Source organism: Corynebacterium riegelii (assembly GCF_016728505.1).
GTDB lineage: Bacteria > Actinomycetota > Actinomycetes > Mycobacteriales > Mycobacteriaceae > Corynebacterium > Corynebacterium riegelii.
Map to the genome: position 1 here is coordinate 1,549,500 of NZ_CP068159.1, position 16,064 is coordinate 1,565,563.

Sequence of the window (16,064 nt, forward strand, 5' to 3'; positions counted from 1 at the left end):
TCGTTAGCGGAGGTGCGATGTCGACGCCTGTGGCAAATGTGCGGGTGTGGGCGTCCTTGACAGCATCGACCAAAACGGAATGATCGGGGTTCTCGGGAGCTGTGGCGCCGAAAGGGCGTTTCCAATCACCCCAGGGACGTGACTGTTCCGAAGGACTTGGCCAGCACTCGGGCTTTCTTCAGTGCTGCAGACGAGCCCTTCTTCGCTGCCAACGCACCGATGCCGTCCCACGCGTCAGCCGGTATGTATCCCCGGCGGGTGGCTTCGAGCAGGATCTCGGCGTGCAGTGTCACAACGTCGAGGACACGGTTCACCCACGTGGGTACCGTCTCCTGGTTTCCGGCGAACCACAGGGGTTCGCTCAACGTTGGCCACAGGAACGGCAGCATTTCAGGCTGTTTTTCCAGGGTGTACACCACCCGCGCCGGGCTCCACACCTCGTGGTACGGCAGCAACCCGATCGTGGCGGCCTTCACAGCAGCGGAGCCGTACGCCTCTTTTTCGGCCAATTCTTGTAGTCGTTCCGCTGCCCATTCCCGCTTCTGGTGGACGTTGTCGGCGCGAACCCCTGTGTAAGCGATCAATACCGCAATAAGCGCGTCGGAAAGCTCAGGTGTAGCCTCGCTCCAGTTTCTGGAATCGTCTGCAACCAGGGCGTTGCCGTCCCAATAGAGCCAGCTTTCCTTGCCTTCCGGCTCGTCCTGGTTCACGCGCTTGGAACTGGCCTGCCTTTCTTCCCGGATTTCAAGGAACAATCTGGTCAGGCTTTCAATCTCGAATACGGACGCCGGGTAGCTGGGAACAACCATGTCGAATTGCAGGTGGGGCTGCTTTGTGTTCGAACCTGCCTCGCGCAGCGAATACGTCGCCCCATCCGGGATGTTCGGCTTGGTCCCGGCCGCTGTCGGCCAGATCCGTTCGAACAGCGCTACGTCGAGCGCAGGCATAGCAGGCTGCGGAGGTTCCACCTGCCGATCGGGCAGTTGCTTGACGACACCCCTGGCCGCGTCAACCGCCTTTGAAGAACCTTTCCGAGCCGCGAGCGCGCGTACCCCCGGCACCTCCAACGCTGACGCCGGTGCAACACCTGAGCTGACCGCAGCCAGCACCTCGCCGACGTAGTCCTGCATCGCCTGAGCTGCCTCGGCGGTGCCTGCCAACATCCGCGGGGTTTTGGCAGAGGCGACGAGTACGTCATCCAAAAGTGGCCAGACAACTGACAACATGCCCCGATCCGCAGCCTCGCGCAATGACTCGACAAACGATGCGATATTGCTCAACTGATCATTCCAGTCGAGGTAGTCGATATCGGCCACGCCGGGCACTAACAGCCCACGCTCCCAGGCTTCTTGCAGCGCCAACGCTGACTCCGTGGCATGCTCCGGGCGGCCGTGACGCTGGACCGCAAGCAGATTCACCGCCGCGCCGGGTTCAAGTGGCTTGGCGCTACGAGCCAGCTGCCGGGCCATGATTGACGCCACATGCGGATCGCGTCGATGAAGCTCGACGTTCAGGGCGTCACCCCAGTTGGGGAACACCCCGAAATAGGTCCCGATCCGGTTTTCCAGGTTCATCTTGCGGTTCAACCCGACCAATGATCTGGGCCAGACCAAGCTGTCATCGTGATCTGACAAGGTAGAAGGTGCCTCTGGAATGACGAATGGCCTCTTCAAGTAGGACGTGATTACTCGGGCTGCGCTGCGAACCAGCTGCTTGCCGTCTAGCAACTTCACCGGGACCTCGGGCAGGTTCGCGTTGGCATCCGCTTTCGTCACGTCCAGGCGAGCTAGCGCCAAAACCAGATCAGCTTGCAGCACTGGGACGCCCGCGGCCGCATACTTTTCCAAGGACGCAACGAGATCGTCGAACTCGACACTCAGATCAACCCGCGATGGCTGCGACAGCAGGCAAGGAATCTGTCCGAGGTGGTCCAATGTGCCTTCAAGATGCATGTCCCACAGGGAGCCTCCTGTTCGCCAACGAGGGCGTGCCGGTTCGTCCGCCAACCAGTTGCGGACGGCGTCTGCCCAGTACACCGCCGAGATCCCACGCAGCGCCCTGCGGGTGTCATCTAGGCTGTGGTTCGCCAGCGCGACCGCCAGTGCCAGGAACCGGTCTGCGTCAAGGCCGAACAGAACAACGTCACCGCGAGATTTCAACACGCGAAGCGCTTCCGTCAACGCCTCCGGGGTGACTTCACCCACCTCAAATCTTGGGACGTCCCACAGCTGCGGAGTTGGCTGCCACAGTCCGGTGATCACGGGCTCGTCGCTTGGGGCTGCGGGGCTCATGTTCCAATGTGTCAGCACCGCTTCAGCCAACTTGACCGTGGCCTTGTCGTGGGACTGGGCAAGTTCACTCAGCCTCTCGTATAGCAGTTCAGCACTCGGCTGCCCGGGAAAGTCTCGTTGCTTCAAGGCAGTCAACACGTGTCGCACTGCCTTCTTTGTCTTCGCATAAAGGCATGCCAGAGCCACTTCGCCCACCAGATCGTCGGCCACATTCGCAATCAGCCGAGGACCGAAGCCCTCGACAACTGGCCCTTCACCGTGGCTTAGGACGGGGATCAGCGCGTCGACGCGGGAGACCAGTTCATCGTCGGTCACCGCGATGTCGTTCACGATCAACGACGTGAGCTCTTTGCGGTCACCAGGACGCACCGCCGCATCCAAAGACGCAAAGAGCTGCTCGGTCCCCGCGTCGCGCTCGATCATCCCCTCCTTGACCGCAGCGGAAAGAAGCTTGCCCAAAGGCCCCGTCATGGGTACACCCGAATGCAGTGCTGCCCGCCAGTGCTCGTCAAATGAAGGGCGCAGTTCTTCGAGGGCCAGGAGCGCATGTTTTTCAGGCCATAAGATTTCGGCGACGTCACCGGTAAGCGCCGCAAGCGCCACTACTGCCCAATCTTTGAGGTAGTCGGTTTTTTCCGGAACGGGTAGCCCCAATTCGCACACCAACCGGACGGCTGCCTCCCCATGGACGGACAGGGAGTGCTCAGACGCCCTCAGGCGAGGGTTACACACTTCATCGATGAACTTGGAGGCGTAAGTCTTGCCTCGTGGGGCAACACAGCGGGCCAAAACACTATCGTCGGTGTATTGCAGCAACGACGCTGCCCTGCGCGGGATTACGCCGAGGCGCAACGCAAACAGGGCGAGCATCGTTTCATTGACGTCCACCACGCTGATCCAGCGGTAAGAGTTGGATTTGATTCTCCGGTACTCGCTCCAGTCGCCGGTTCTCAGCCCGGCTAGGGCCGCTTTTTGTTGTTCTTTCGTGCCTAGCGGCAGCGTTGGCGCATCGGCGATATCAGCCTTGTCCCAACCTAATTCGCGGAAGATTTCAACGGCCTCATGCAGCCTCGGATTCACTGTCATTAGAGTCCTTGTCGTTCGGTGGGGCTGGTCTTGTAAGTGAGCATGACGGCGAGAACGTGCTTGCACGGACCACGGTCGCCAGCATGTGAGAGATACCAGGTGCAACTGCAGGTGGCGCCCTTCTCGGGGACGTCAGTATCGGGGCCGAGCCGCACGCCGTATTCAGCGTCACCCGATGTGACGGTCCAGGCATCCGAACCGGCGCTTCGCACGGCGCCAGCGGACACGAGCTTTTGTGCTGCAGTCAACCGTGGATTGTCCTTTTCCACCCGTTCGGGCGTGTCTGGCAGTTCGCGATGGAAATAGGCTTGGTCGTTGACATCCCACCCCACGCGGCCAGAGGCCGCGAGCACTGCCAGAGCGGCTTTCACTCGAGACTCGGGAAGCGCGGTGTCCTTGGTAAGGCGGTGTATATCAATGATCGGCTCAAAGGCCAACATGGCGCTCACCAGCTCGGCGTCTTCCATGACGTTCGGTTCGGCCAGCGAGGCCAGTAGTGAGCCTTCGCCGGAGTACCCGCGCCATTCTTTATCAGTCAGCCCGAGGGTGAGCCGAGCGTCCGGAAGCAGCAGCGTGATCATTGCTCCAACGGTGTGCTCGTCGGCGGGGCCGTGGACGACGAGCCCTTGCGTGTGCGGCAACAGCCGTTTTAGGGCGCTTAGCCGCTGCAGACCACTGACCAGCACCGCTCCCGGCGTCGCCACCGCACTGACCTTTACCGCACCACGGGATGAGGACAGCCAGGCTGAATGCCCGGACGAGCTCGCAGGGGGCAATCCTGCAAGGAATCGGCGTGCACCCGAGGCCGGCACCCGGAACGCCTCGACGAAACCTTGTTGTGACTGCGCCGCGTTGCCTAGTGCGGGCACCCAGCGTGACGGCATTGTCACAGGACGCTCAACCGTGGACGTCGTCAGCGTCGCCGCCCGCAGACCCTCTGCGCCGACGTCGAGATGCAGAAGTTCGTGGCGCGGCAGATTGGACAGCATCACCCTGGACGTGGGGCCGATATCGACGTTGGTCGTGCCACGACCGATGTCACCGCCGTCAAGGCCTGAGCCCATCACCTCGAAGCACGCGTAGACGGCGTTGCACCCCGAGAAACACTCGGCCCGCAGACGATCGCCGTGTGCGGAAAGGATCGGGTCGCGCTCCGCCATCGGGGTGAAGTTGTAATAGCGGGTGGCGGTGATGTCTGCGAGTGTTACGAGCCCGCGTGCGAGCACCTGCGGGTGGGTTGCAAATCCATGGAAGAAACTGGGGGACGCGTTAAGTCCATCAGGCTCCAGCCCGGGCGCGAGTGCGAGCGTGAGCCGGTCATCTACGAGAGTGGTTTCTCTGGAGAAGGTCCTTACCATCTAGTCCTCCCAGCCAGTGCCCAGTGTCAGTGGTAAGCCGTATTTGCCGCTCAGCTTACGTGACCTCGTGTGAGGTTGCCGGACGGTTGTGACGATGCTGTTCTGCGGTGCTCGCATAGCGGGGGCTGGGTTTCGCATAGACTGGCCGCATGGCATTCCCCGTTGAAGAATCACGAATCCGCGCTGCTGAGGAAGCATTGGGCCGCACCTTCCCAGACGACTTGCGGCAGCGCCTGATGTTGGAGAACGGCGGCGAAATCGACGACGCCGACGAGGGCTACTGGTTCCTCTATCCGGTGTACGACGATTCAGACCGTCGCCGTCTCGCACGCTCGGCGAATCACGTGGTCAAGGAAACCGAAACGTGGCGTTCCCAGGCCGACGGATTCCCGCAGGACGCCATCGTCGTCGCCGAGGATCAGGAAGGCAACGCGATCGTTCTCCTGCCCGGCGATGACAGCTTCTACGTCTGGGACCACGAGTCGCGGGAAACGGAGCCGATCGAGCTGCTTTTCGACGAATAGCGCTCGTCCGAATCGGAACCGAACCGGAGCGGCGTGGATACGTGCATGCTCGAAAACGGATACTGAACATGGGTGAGATTCAGGGTGATGAGGATGCGGTAAGAACCCACCCGGTAGCGCCATTCTCCCGCACGGTTCGCGGTCAATCCCTTACCAAAGGCGCGTGGATCGGCACATCCATCGAGGTTGTTTTTGATCCATGTTGCCAGGATCTTGGCGTCGAAGCGGTCCATCTTCTTGAGTTGCTTGGGTGCTCGCGCGGTCAACTCAACGCGGTAGGTGCTGGACTGAGGTGACATTAGTCGAGCTCAGCGAGCACTTCGTCGATGCTGAAGCGTTCGCCTGAGTCGTGTGCAATCGCTTCGCGAAGTTCTTGGAGATCGTAGGAATCTTCGATCTTTTCCAAGATGGCGGTGCGGGCGAACTCGGAGACAGTGACGCCCTCGAACTGTGCGAACTTGCGCACGAGTACAGCATCTTGTTCACTCATCCGCACTGTCATTGTGCTCATTGTTTCTCCTTTCCACTGCTCTGAATACAGTGTATTTAGGTTCTCTGGCTGCCAGCAAGGTGTGCATGGAGTGCAAGTGGTCCGGCTTCGATTCCTCGATAGACATTCGACAGCGCTACTCGTCGTGCTGATTGCGCGCGACATGCAGTCTGGCGTGGGCGATGGCATCGGGAGTGTTGTCGAAGACGTGATTCTCGTGCGCAAGCTGGTCGAATACGCCGAGTTCGCGCAACACCGGAACATGTTCTGGCTTCGTGGATGCGAGTAGGACCGTGGTGCCGCGGCGTTCGAGGTGTCCGATTGTGTCGGCGAGCATCTGGGCGCCGGTGGCGTCGATCGTCGTGAGGTAGCGCATGCGGAGCACGACAACCTCGACCGATGAGGCATCAGCGAGATCGAGAAGGAAATCGTGCGCTGCGCCAAAGAAGAGGGGGCCTTCTAGGCGGAAGGCGGCGATGTGCTCGTCGAGGAGCTCGCGTTCCTCGTCGCGGTGATCTCCTGTATCCAGCGGGGCGGTCTCTAGCACCGCTGTGCGGGCGGTTTCGCGCAGTGCGAAGAAGCCTGCAATAACAAGGCCGATGAGCACGGCGACGACAAGGTCGAACACGACGGTGGCGACAGCCGTGATGAGCAGGGTCACCCCATCGCCCTTGGTTGCGCGCATCACTGAGCGGATGTTGCGCGGGTGGATCATCTGGATCGCAGTGGCGATGAGCACGCCGGCGAGCGCGGCGAGGGGGATCTCGCCCACCCAGCGGGCCGCGACGAGCACGGCAACGAGCAGAAGCAGCGAATGGAACACTGCAGCTAAGCGCGTGCCTGCGCCAGCGCGCACGTTGACGGCAGTTCGGGCAATCGCGGCGGTTGCGGGGATTCCGCCGAACAGGGGAGCGACGACGTTGGCCACGCCCTGCCCGAAGAGCTCGCGGTCGGGGTCGTGCCGGTCGCCGACGGTCATTGCGTCAGCAACCGTCGCAGACAGCAATGATTCCAGCGCACCGAGGGCTGCGACGGCGACCGCGGCCAACAGCAAGGAATCTAGGTGCTCCCAAGGGATCTGCGGCAAGCGCGGAGCAGGCAACGTCGACGGGATGTAGCCGATGGTCTTCAGGCTGCCGTCTGCCAGCATGTTGATGGCCGTCGCGGCTGCTACCAACACCAGCGCCGCGGGAAAGCCGCTACGAATACGCGCGGCAAGCAAGATCCCGGCTGCCACCGCGAGGGTCATCACAGGCGCCTGCCATGCCGGAGCATCTAACCAAGTTTTGATCGCACCCCACGCCAACCCGAGGACTTTCTCGCCGTCCACGTCAACACCGAGCGCTGCCGGCAGCTGCTGGAGGCCGATGATCAACGCAATACCAGCGGTGAAACCTTCGACGACAGGCAAAGGCATGTACTTCATCGCGCGGCCGGCGCCGGTGAACGCCAGCAAGAGCAGTATGATACCCGCCAGTACGCCGACAACGAGCACCCCATCAGCACCGTGGTCAGCAACGATGGGGATTAACACGACGGTCATCGCGCCGGTCGGGCCGCTTACCTGGACGTTACTGCCGCCGAAGATCGCGGCTAGGATGCCCGCGACGATGGCTGTTGTGATTCCGGCTGCCGCACCGACACCGGACGCAACGCCGAAGCCAAGCGCGAGAGGGAGTGCGACAAGCGCCACCATGAGACCTGCCGAGAGGTCTCGACCGATCGTCGCGCGAGACCAATCCGAGCGGCGCGGCGCGAAACGGAGGGCACGGGAACGGATGCTCTCCTTAGAGGCGGCGGGGTGGGGCATGCTTCTTTCTTGCTCCTTTATGGCCTCAATGACACCCAAAGGATACACAAGGAGCCACCTGGCGACGGCCGCGTTCCCGGTTCTCGTTCCCGGTTTTCGGCGGTGCTTTAGGTTGAGGGATTACAACTTCCTGACCTGCTGGAAGCCAGCTGGAAGTTAGGAGACGGCGAACCCAGAGACTGGTGATGCCGTGTCCACAGGTGCGCCAGCGTCGTCGACGTACCAGGAGAGCTCAAGCTCTAGTTCGCGTTCGATGCCGCGGCGCTTTCGGGAGTCGGTGACCTCCATCGTGGTGCGGATCGTCCCAGGAAGCTTCATGCCTAGGGCAGCATCCCCGGTGCCGATGGTCATTTCGCCTTCACGGATGCGGGTGGCCAGGTTTTCCAAGAGGTCCGCCAGCTGTTCGCGGCTAAAGTCCGCCTTGCTTTTCAGGAGTTTTTGGTTTTTTCGAGCGGGGTTTGCGTTCTGCATTGGTGCGATCCTTTCTTGGAATAGGAAGTGTATGCCTGAATATGTACCCTCACTCTATCAGAAAATAGACCTGACCTGCGGAAATATTAGCGTGAAGGGTCACCAGTAGGCGAGCGTTATGTGGTAGCCGCCAAGCCCTTCGTGTGTTTCGCGTCGCCAGGGAAAACTCCACTTTGAACCTCTCGCCGGTGGCGTTGGTGAAGGGGGAATCGTCGTAAAGTAGAGCCTTGTTTTCACCTTAGCCGCGGGATGACGCTTGGGTACTTGCGTGCGTACCCGATCGCGATGATGATCAGCGCCGCGATCGCGCCGATAACCGTCTCGGCGGTTCGAGCCAAGAGCATGGGGCCGACGGGGGCGGCGTCGACCGCCTGCACCATCAGAAGCGCGGTTGGGGTGATGAAGCTTGCGGCGATGGTGTAGTTGCGGGTGACATACATTTCGGTGAGGTACTGCAGGACCACGATCCAAATGACAAGCTGCCAGCCCTCCAAGGAGTGGGAGAGCAGAAACCCGGCGACCGCGATGCCGGTGAGGGTGCCAAGGACTCGCTCGATCGCACGGTAGTACTGCATACGAAAGCGCGAGTTCACCAGGGGAGCGACGGCGGCAACCATGGCCCAATAGGAGTGGGAGAGCGGATCAATCAGCGTCACCGAGATAAGACCCAGGGTGCCGGCGATCAGTGGTGCGAAGAAGAAGCGCGCGGCCTCAACTCTGAGTCGGACCCATGGCAAGCGTTTGGCGTTGGGGCCGCGGGTGGGAAGCTCGTTCGCCTTTGCGTCGCCACCCGGGCCTTCGCCGAAGAGGTGGGAAAACTGGCCTAGGACCAGGCTTATCAGCGCCGCACTGCCCGCGATAGCGAACGCCATCAGCGGATGTACCGGGTTGCTTAAAGAGCCGACGGCTGCCACCGAAAAGACGACGAACACGGAGCCGGTGGGCTTCATATCCTTGGCAAGTGCGACCGTGGCCCACAGCGAGGACACCAGGCAGGTCACAACCATCAGAACCCACGGACTGATGTCTAGCCACGCAATTGTCGCACCGAGCGTGACCGCCAAAGTTAGTGCACAGCCAGCCAAAAGGTGATGTTGCAACCGCACTGCGCGGGTGGTGTGTCGGCCATAGACGCCGGTGAAGGCGCCGAAGTTGGCGTAGATGGCGAGATCGAGGCGTCCTAACGCAAGCAGCGCGAACATCGGGATTGCAACGCCGAGGGCGACGCGGAAGGCGGGGATGTGGTCGCGCCGGGCAGGCCCCATCTGGAAGAGAGGACTGAAGTGGCGCACCTGTAACCTCCTGGCTGCAATCGTTATTGGTACCCGAGACACTTTAACGAAGAGACAGTACGCTCGGATCGCGTGTTGGAAGTGCTGCGCATCTTTACCCGCCTCGGCTTGACATCTTTTGGCGGCCCGACGGCGCACCTGGGCTATTTTCGCGACGAGTCTGTTGACAAGCGAAAATGGCTCACAGATGAGGAGTACGCGGACCTAGTTGCGCTGTGCCAGTTCATGCCCGGGCCGGCATCGAGCCAGGTGGGTATGGCAATCGGGCTCAAGCGCGCAGGCTACGGAGGTATGTTTGCCGCGTTTGTGGGATTCACGCTGCCCAGCGTCATCCTCTTGGTGGCGTTTGCTCTTGGGGTGGCACGGCTGGGCGACATCTCGGGCGCGGGTTGGCTCGCGGGGATGAAGGCTGCGGCGGTTGCCGTGGTGGCGCAGGCGGTGCTGGGCATGAGCAAAAGCATTGTCACTGACCGGCTGCGCGCCGCCGTGGCGTTGGGAGCGTTCCTGGTGGTTCTGCTGGTGCCGCACCCGTTGGCCCAGGTGGGAGCCATTGCGGTTGGCATGCTGGTTACGCTCGTGCTTTTGCGTATCGACGCCCCACAGCACCCCATCCCCGCCACACCCCAGCGCAGCGCTGTTGGTTGTTGGCGTGATGCCGTTCTGGGATCGCCTGCGCGCTAACCCGAAGGCTGCCAGTGCCTTGGCTGGCGCTAACGCAGCAGTTGTGGGCATCTTGGCCGCCGCGCTGTACAACCCTGTGTTCACCGTCGGCATCCACGGGCCTGCGACGATGGCGGTTGCCGCGGCGGCGTTCGCGGCGCTACACAACTTCAAGGCTCCAGCCTGGGCTGTGGTTCCGCTGGCGGCCCTGGTTGGCTGGGTTGCGTTGTAAGTGGTGCTGTAGCGTGGGCGCCATGCACGCGCACGACCTTTTAAACGTCATTTACACCGCTGGCGTGGTGTTTGACGGGCTGTCCACCAGTCGTTTCGCAACCGACAAGTTTTTGCGCACTGGGGACACCGACGGTGTGCGGGGGAGAGGGGACTTGGCGCTGCTGCAAGACTTGCAGGCGGCGGCGGAGTTTGTTATCAAAACTGCTGGTAGCCACATTAATGCGGACTACTTGAGCAGGATTAATGGCCAACTGACGCGTAGTGCAGCCCTCAATCCGGGGGCGCTGCGGCGCGCCGAGCAAGGTATCGGAGTCAACACTGCGCATGGCAGACATGAGCCGGAGGCGTTGACGGCTGGGGAGGTAGACGTGATCGTCACAAAGCAGCTGGCCCATACGGACCCGCTTGAGGCTGCCGCGTACCTGTTTGTCGAGCTCGCGCGGGCCCAGCCGTTTGAGGACGGCAACAAACGCACCGCGATTTTCGCGGCGAACAGTTACCTGCTGGGCCAAGGGACTGGGGCGTTGCTTGCAGTGCCGCATGATGACGAAGACCCCACCGTGAGTGCCACGTTCAGCGACCTGCTAGCACGCGCCTATGTGTTTGGGGAAGTGGAGCCGGTCGTGGAGATGCTGCTTAAAAACCTAAGGTAGCTACCACGGAGCCGTCGTCGTGCTGGGTGATGGTGAAGGTGGCGCGGTGGGCGTCTGCAATAGCCTGCACCAAGGTGAGACCCAAGCCGTGGCCGGTGGTGGAGCGCGCGTCGCCGTCGGCGTTGGTGACGCTGACCGTGGCGGGGTGAGAAAGCGCAAGCGTGGCCGTGTTGGGGGCACCGTGGGTAACGGCGTTGCGCACAAGATTGTCCACCGCCTGGCGCAGCAGCTCCGGGTCGCCGTCAACCACGACGCCTTCGGTGATCTCGGCCAGCACGCCCCGTTCGGCGGCGATTTCCTTGCACAGTTTGGAAAGGTCGACGGGTTGGGGGTTGAGGGGGTGACCGGAGTGGGCGTTTGCAAGCAGCAAAAGCCCCTCGACGGTGCGCAGGTTTCGAGCGTTGACCTCCCGGATGCGGGTGAGCGCTTCAGTGGCGCCGGCGGGGTTGGAAAGCGCGACGTCAGCGATGGTTTGGATGGTGGCGATCGGTGTTTTCAGCTCATGCGAGGCGTTGGAAGCAAAGCGCTTCTGCGCAGCTAAGGCGGCGGCGAGGGAATCCAACATGGTGTTTAAGGCGCCGGCAACCTCGGCGATCTCATCGTTTGCGGTGGGAGGGGTGATGCGCACCGACGTGTCGCCGGCGGTGATTTGCTGGGCGGTAGCCGCAATGTCTCGCAATGGGCGGATGACCAAGCCTGCGAGGAACCACCCCACAGCTCCCGCGGCTGCCGTCATCAGCGCCAACACCACCAGTGAGATGGTCAGCACGGTGCGCAGGATTTCGTTGGTGATAGGGATGGCGGCGTCAATCACCGCGCCTTCGCCCGCGAACTCCGCTTGGAAAGGAACTGGGGTAAAGCGCAGGTAGGCGTACACCAGTCCGATGAGCAGCAGTCCCGCACCCAGAGTGGTTGCCACGAACATGACGGTGATGCGCGCTCGCAGAGTCATGCCGGCTCCTCCGCCGCGTAGTAGCCCACACCGGGGGCGGTGTGGATGATCCAGGGGTCGCCCAGCTTGCGGCGCAGATGCGAAATAGTCACGCGCGGGGAGTTGGTGAACGGGTCGGCGTTTTCGTCCCATGCCTCTTCGAGGAGGGATTCTGCGGAGATAACGCCGCCGTCGTAACGCAGCAGCACCTCAAGCACCCTGAACTCCTTGGGGCTTAAGGCAACCGGAACCCCCGCGCGCGTGACCTGTTTGCGGAAAGTATCAAGCCGCACATCGCCGCAGCGAAACACCTCGCCCTGCGTGGGGACGGCGCGTTTTGCTAGCGCCTGCACCCGCGCGATCAACTCGGGTACTTCAAACGGCTTGGGCAGGTAATCGTCGGCGCCGATGGCAAACCCCTCCAACCGGTCATCCAGGGTGCCGGAGGCCGTCAGCATGATCACGCGCGTGGCCGGGTGGTCCTGAGTGATGCGCTGGCATACCTCGTCACCATGCAGGCGCGGCAGGTCACGGTCCAACACCACCACATCGGGGCCGAGCTCATCGATCTTGGCTAGGGCCTCTTTGCCGTCGAAGGCAGTGAAGGTATCCATTCCTGCCTGCGACAACGCCTCGGCGACGGCCGCTGCAAGGTAGACCTCATCATCCACCACAAGTACGCGAATGCTCATGGTTTCAAGGGTAGGTTGCGCACGTTAACGCTGTCGCAACATGGGTACTTTTACTGTCATGAGCATGCAGATGCGAAACGCGAACCGGATTGTCGGTGTGGACGTGGCCAGGGCGGTCGCGCTGATCGGAATGATCTGCGCACACCTGACATTCCCCAACGGTGTTTTAGGCGAGGTGCTCTACGGGTTTCCGGCGGCGCTCTTCGGCCTGCTCGCTGGGGTCAGCATGGGACTTATGCACGATCGTGGCGCGCGCCCGATGCACTTCGTGGTGCGCGGGCTGATCATCATCGCGATCGGCATGGTGCTGTCGCTTGTGCCAAGCTCCATCGTCATCGTGTTGGGAACGCTGGGCATCTGCATGGTCGTGCTGGCGTGGGCGCCGGGGCAGGGAACAGGTTTGCTTGCGGGATGCGCGGCTGCGGCTGCGCTTATCTCCGGGCTGGCCTATGCGTTCCTGCCGTTTGGCCTCGGGGTGTACCCGATCTTCATGTGGCTTGCGCTGCTGCTGTCCGGGATCTTGGTGCAGCGACACCTGCTGGGGCGCCCGGTGCGCCTGGCAGTGGCTGCTGTGCTGGGGCTTGGTCTGATGGCGGCAGATATCGCATCGCGCTGGTACCTGGAGCTGCCCCTTTTCCTGGAGGCGCAGGGGCACACAGGTGGGCTGGCGGATGTGATCGGCAGCGTCGGCGCAAGCGTAGGAATTGTCGCCCTGTGTTGCCTGGTGGCGCAGCCGTGGCAGATAGTCCTGCCGCGCATGGGTGCGATGCCGCTGACGCTCTACTTCCTGCACGTACCAACATCACTGTTTATTGGCGTTGTGCCAACACTCATCGGTGCGGCCGTGTTCGCAACCGCGTGGCTCGCGGTATTTAAGCGCGGGCCGATGGAGGAAGCCGTGCGCCGCGGGGTTACCGCAGGCACCGGCTGGATTGAAAGGAAACGAAATGAAAAAAGTATTGGGTCTGGCAGCAGTAGTGGGCATCTGCTTGTCGACGCCCCCCGCCCTCGCCATGGAGAGCACCACCTTCGCCGGTGACGCCGAAGAAGCCACCCCGGTAGTTAGCGTGCGCGTGGAAAAAACCGACCCAGACGACGGCGTGTGCACCGGCACCGCAATTAGCGAACACTGGGTGATCACCGCCCGACACTGCACCGAGGCAGCCCGCAAGCTGGCACCAACGGTACGCACCGGCCAGGGCGACGAACAGAAAACGTATGAAGTGGACCGCTGGGAGATCGCCCCGCGTGGCGATATTGCCCTGCTTCACACCGCCCAACCCATGCAGCTTTCCCACTTCGCAGGCGTTGCGGACACGGTGCCTTCCGGCAGCGTGAACGTGTACGGCTGGTCTTCCGACGGTTCGGGCGGCTCCACCAAGTTGCCGTCTGCAACCGGCCAGGTCAAGGGAGAATCCCCGCTGGCGTTGTTCGAGGCGCCGAGTGCTTTGGAGGTTGCCTTGGAAAACGGTGCCCGTATCCAGCCGGGTGACTCTGGCGGTGCTATTTTTGCCGACGGCAACGTGGCCGCCATCATGTCCGCCGGCCTTTTCGAAGATCCCGAGAACCCCACGGAGGAGGAAATGACCTCCAACGCGGCGGTCGCCGTGGCGCCGGTTGCGGACCAGGCCGACTGGATCAAGGAAACGATCTCGCAGCCGGAGAGCGATGATGCTGAGTCTTCTCCGGAGTCCTCTTCAGAGTCTTCTTCGGAGGCTTCGGGGGTGCTGCAGTGGGTCCTCGTCGGCCTCGGCGTGCTTGTGGTGCTGGGCGGACTGTTCTGGATGCTGCAGCGCCGGAAGGGGTAGTGGCTAGGTAGTGGCTAGGTAGTGGCCAGGTTGTGACCAGGTAGTTGTGGCTAATCGTCATCGGGCGCACCCGAGCAGGCAGCAAGACCCCACGCGGTTGCGGCGGCGAGCAGGGCAACGAGACCATGTTTCCGGAGGTTGTTCGGCATGGTTGTCAATATAGATCTGTCGATATAGATCCGTGTCTACAGATCACACTCGGGGATGAAAGGCTGGGTCCGGCATCCCTGTTCGGGCGCAGTCGCACCTTCCCTTTGCCGCATATATTCGGCTGACCGCAGATTGTGTTGCGGGGACGGATTGGTTGAAACGCAGCGGATCACTTGGACGTTTCCGGTACCCTGACCTGCCGGTTTGTGGATCGAAATCCATGTAACCCTTGTTGAAAGAGCCGTCTCTGTGATCGTTGTTGCACCTGTGGTGTTCGCGACATAAACCGGTGAGGTTTTCAATGTCGGTTCTGCCACCTTTGATCCAGGCCAGGATGTGGTGCGCTTCGCACTCCGACATGGCGGCGGTGCAGCCGAGCCAGGAGCAGACCCCTTGGACGGCAAACATCGCGATGCGTTGCTCAATTGAGGCGATCCTGTTGCTTTGGCCAAGCCACAGGGGAACAGAGGTCACCCCATCTACTTGCAGTACGAAGTCGGTCGTGCCGTCCATACCGAGGCGGACAAGATCGAAGCAATCGACTTCGAGTCCTACGTTGGTGCCGTACAACATGACAGCATCACCGTCCGCGAGGTCATCCAGCGTAACCGCAATGACAACGGACGCCGCACCATTGTGTTCTTCCTGGTACTCCTGCTCGTACTGCCGGAAGATGGCAAAGAACTGGTCGTAGCGACGCTGACGGGGCGTACGCGGGTCAATCTCACCCTGCAGCTCCTTGGGCAGGTTGCTGTTTGGTGCGAGCCCCTGATCCAGGTGTGCCTTGATCAGTGCAGCGTGGCCAGCCGTGGTGTTGATGTGGATATCAACGGTGCCGTCGGCTTTCCTGCGGCCAATCGCAATGCCACGGTTCTCGTGGCCCGCGTTCGGGTTGGAGCGCGGCGCATGCTTCCGGTTCGCCGCCTCGACAGCCTTGCGCACGTAGATACGCAGGTCTTCGGGGGAGCGGGAGAGTGCTTCGCGCATCGCGTCGGCATGAATGCGGGCACGATCCCCGGCTGCGGCCTTGAGAAGCTTGTCCAGCTCGCGGCGGATGATGTCCTGCTTTTCCGCGCTCACCTGGGCGGCGTGCTTGCGCGCGTCGCTCTGCTGTTGGCGCTGCTCCTCTTCCTGCTGCTGACGACTAGCCTCAGGGCCACTGTCAGGGCCAGCGCCAGCGTGACTGTCTGCGCCGCTGAAAAGATCTTCCGCGTCTTCATCCGCAGGCGGGGGAGGAGGTGGCGGGGGCTCGGGTGGAGCGAACAGGAGGCGACCGCGCTGGAGGCGATTGTACGCCTCAGACTTTGAAAGGTCTAGGCACTGCTGCAGGTATGCGTTGGCGTAGTTTGCGCCGACCGTGCGCCCAGCCTCATCGCGTTCGGCGATGAAGGCGAACGCTGCATCAATTGTCGCTTTTTGTTTGAATTGCGCTTCGAGCAGCTCCATGTCTTTATGGATGTCTTCGAACGCCAAGCAGGAGGGGTCTTCGAACAGTGCGCTAAGGGATTCAAGTGCGGATGCAATCTGCTTTACACACTGCGTTACTTGCGTGCTCATTATACCCTCCTTCCTGCTGGTATGTCGTCTGAACATCACTGTCAAAAACTGTTAAAC

At 61.7% G+C, this 16,064-nt stretch carries 16 protein-coding genes; 6 read left to right on the plus strand and 10 right to left on the minus strand.

The features are described from left to right. Positions 1-125: 125 nt before the first annotated feature. Positions 126-3,377: a hypothetical protein gene (locus I6I71_RS07320; RefSeq protein WP_201819891.1), complete on the minus strand. Its 3,252-nt coding sequence runs from the start codon at positions 3,375-3,377 to the stop codon at positions 126-128. Beyond that, the gene (locus tag I6I71_RS07325; protein WP_201819893.1) at positions 3,377-4,735 is read right to left on the minus strand and encodes an SWIM zinc finger family protein; all 1,359 of its coding nucleotides are present in this window, start codon (positions 4,733-4,735) and stop codon (positions 3,377-3,379) included. The genes I6I71_RS07320 and I6I71_RS07325 overlap by 1 nt, the downstream gene beginning before the upstream one ends. Before the next feature lie 149 nt (positions 4,736-4,884). Here I6I71_RS07325 and I6I71_RS07330 point away from each other — a divergent pair, with 149 nt between their 5' ends. Continuing rightward, positions 4,885-5,259: an SMI1/KNR4 family protein gene (locus I6I71_RS07330; protein WP_187400303.1), complete on the plus strand. Its 375-nt coding sequence runs from the start codon at positions 4,885-4,887 to the stop codon at positions 5,257-5,259. On the opposite strand, the gene I6I71_RS12275 is transcribed toward I6I71_RS07330, so the two are convergent. From I6I71_RS12275 to I6I71_RS07355, 5 genes are all read right to left on the minus strand, one after another. Continuing rightward, positions 5,199-5,558, minus strand: a complete 360-nt coding sequence (locus I6I71_RS12275) for a type II toxin-antitoxin system RelE family toxin (RefSeq protein WP_201819895.1) — start codon at positions 5,556-5,558, stop codon at positions 5,199-5,201. The genes I6I71_RS07330 and I6I71_RS12275 overlap by 61 nt on opposite strands. Next, positions 5,558-5,770, minus strand: a complete 213-nt coding sequence (relB, locus tag I6I71_RS07340; RefSeq protein WP_070495362.1) for a type II toxin-antitoxin system RelB family antitoxin — start codon at positions 5,768-5,770, stop codon at positions 5,558-5,560. The genes I6I71_RS12275 and relB overlap by 1 nt, the downstream gene beginning before the upstream one ends. A 115-nt stretch (positions 5,771-5,885) precedes the next feature. Continuing rightward, on the minus strand, positions 5,886-7,559 hold the full coding sequence (locus I6I71_RS07345; protein WP_201819897.1) for a SulP family inorganic anion transporter: 1,674 nt from the start codon (positions 7,557-7,559) through the stop codon (positions 5,886-5,888). A 156-nt stretch (positions 7,560-7,715) separates the two neighbouring features. Beyond that, positions 7,716-8,030, minus strand: coding sequence for an amphi-Trp domain-containing protein (locus tag I6I71_RS07350; protein WP_201819899.1), 315 nt, complete (start codon positions 8,028-8,030; stop codon positions 7,716-7,718). A 233-nt stretch (positions 8,031-8,263) separates the two neighbouring features. Beyond that, a complete protein-coding gene (locus I6I71_RS07355; protein WP_201819902.1) occupies positions 8,264-9,322 on the minus strand; it encodes an FUSC family protein in 1,059 nt (352 codons plus the stop codon). 72 nt (positions 9,323-9,394) lie between these two features. On the opposite strand from I6I71_RS07355, the gene I6I71_RS07360 reads away from it, so the two are divergent. From I6I71_RS07360 to I6I71_RS07365, 3 genes are read left to right on the plus strand one after another with little or no spacing between them, the layout of a single operon-like run. Next, positions 9,395-10,003: a chromate transporter gene (locus I6I71_RS07360; protein ID WP_269090329.1), complete on the plus strand. Its 609-nt coding sequence runs from the start codon at positions 9,395-9,397 to the stop codon at positions 10,001-10,003. After that, positions 9,975-10,214 carry a chromate transporter gene (locus tag I6I71_RS12285; protein WP_269090330.1) on the plus strand — a complete coding sequence of 80 codons (240 nt, stop codon included), beginning with the start codon at positions 9,975-9,977 and terminating at the stop codon, positions 10,212-10,214. The genes I6I71_RS07360 and I6I71_RS12285 overlap by 29 nt, the downstream gene beginning before the upstream one ends. Positions 10,215-10,236: 22 nt before the next feature. After that, positions 10,237-10,869: a Fic family protein gene (locus I6I71_RS07365; RefSeq protein WP_201819905.1), complete on the plus strand. Its 633-nt coding sequence runs from the start codon at positions 10,237-10,239 to the stop codon at positions 10,867-10,869. Here I6I71_RS07365 and I6I71_RS07370 read toward each other — a convergent pair. Both I6I71_RS07370 and I6I71_RS07375 read right to left on the minus strand, forming a co-directional pair. Next, a complete protein-coding gene (locus I6I71_RS07370) occupies positions 10,853-11,821 on the minus strand; it encodes a sensor histidine kinase (protein WP_201819908.1) in 969 nt (322 codons plus the stop codon). The two genes, I6I71_RS07365 and I6I71_RS07370, sit on opposite strands and share 17 nt — an antisense overlap. Then, the gene (locus I6I71_RS07375; protein WP_083439755.1) at positions 11,818-12,492 is read right to left on the minus strand and encodes a response regulator transcription factor; all 675 of its coding nucleotides are present in this window, start codon (positions 12,490-12,492) and stop codon (positions 11,818-11,820) included. Before I6I71_RS07375 ends, I6I71_RS07370 begins: the two co-directional genes overlap by 4 nt. A gap of 64 nt (positions 12,493-12,556) precedes the next feature. On the opposite strand from I6I71_RS07375, the gene I6I71_RS07380 reads away from it, so the two are divergent. After that, positions 12,557-13,531: an acyltransferase family protein gene (locus I6I71_RS07380; protein WP_201819911.1), complete on the plus strand. Its 975-nt coding sequence runs from the start codon at positions 12,557-12,559 to the stop codon at positions 13,529-13,531. After that, the gene (locus tag I6I71_RS07385) at positions 13,482-14,300 is read left to right on the plus strand and encodes a trypsin-like serine protease (protein WP_236587274.1); all 819 of its coding nucleotides are present in this window, start codon (positions 13,482-13,484) and stop codon (positions 14,298-14,300) included. The genes I6I71_RS07380 and I6I71_RS07385 overlap by 50 nt, the downstream gene beginning before the upstream one ends. Positions 14,301-14,492: 192 nt before the next feature. Here the strand turns inward: I6I71_RS07385 and I6I71_RS07390 are convergent, their stop codons facing one another. Beyond that, positions 14,493-16,007 carry an HNH endonuclease signature motif containing protein gene (locus I6I71_RS07390; RefSeq protein WP_201819929.1) on the minus strand — a complete coding sequence of 505 codons (1,515 nt, stop codon included), beginning with the start codon at positions 16,005-16,007 and terminating at the stop codon, positions 14,493-14,495. Positions 16,008-16,064: the final 57 nt, after the last annotated feature.

Bases quoted from the DNA above. Each gene is read 5' to 3' on its own strand.
- I6I71_RS07320 (WP_201819891.1), bottom strand. From the start codon at position 3,377: ATGACAGTGAATCCGAGGCTGCATGAGGCCGTTGAAATCTTCCGCGAA.
- I6I71_RS07325 (WP_201819893.1), bottom strand. From the start codon at position 4,735: ATGGTAAGGACCTTCTCCAGAGAAACCACTCTCGTAGATGACCGGCTC.
- I6I71_RS07330 (WP_187400303.1), top strand. From the start codon at position 4,885: ATGGCATTCCCCGTTGAAGAATCACGAATCCGCGCTGCTGAGGAAGCA.
- I6I71_RS12275 (WP_201819895.1), bottom strand. From the start codon at position 5,558: ATGTCACCTCAGTCCAGCACCTACCGCGTTGAGTTGACCGCGCGAGCA.
- relB (WP_070495362.1), bottom strand. From the start codon at position 5,770: ATGAGCACAATGACAGTGCGGATGAGTGAACAAGATGCTGTACTCGTG.
- I6I71_RS07345 (WP_201819897.1), bottom strand. From the start codon at position 7,559: ATGCCCCACCCCGCCGCCTCTAAGGAGAGCATCCGTTCCCGTGCCCTC.
- I6I71_RS07350 (WP_201819899.1), bottom strand. From the start codon at position 8,030: ATGCAGAACGCAAACCCCGCTCGAAAAAACCAAAAACTCCTGAAAAGC.
- I6I71_RS12285 (WP_269090330.1), top strand. From the start codon at position 9,975: ATGCCGTTCTGGGATCGCCTGCGCGCTAACCCGAAGGCTGCCAGTGCC.
- I6I71_RS07365 (WP_201819905.1), top strand. From the start codon at position 10,237: ATGCACGCGCACGACCTTTTAAACGTCATTTACACCGCTGGCGTGGTG.
- I6I71_RS07370 (WP_201819908.1), bottom strand. From the start codon at position 11,821: ATGACTCTGCGAGCGCGCATCACCGTCATGTTCGTGGCAACCACTCTG.
- I6I71_RS07375 (WP_083439755.1), bottom strand. From the start codon at position 12,492: ATGAGCATTCGCGTACTTGTGGTGGATGATGAGGTCTACCTTGCAGCG.
- I6I71_RS07380 (WP_201819911.1), top strand. From the start codon at position 12,557: ATGCAGATGCGAAACGCGAACCGGATTGTCGGTGTGGACGTGGCCAGG.
- I6I71_RS07390 (WP_201819929.1), bottom strand. From the start codon at position 16,007: ATGAGCACGCAAGTAACGCAGTGTGTAAAGCAGATTGCATCCGCACTT.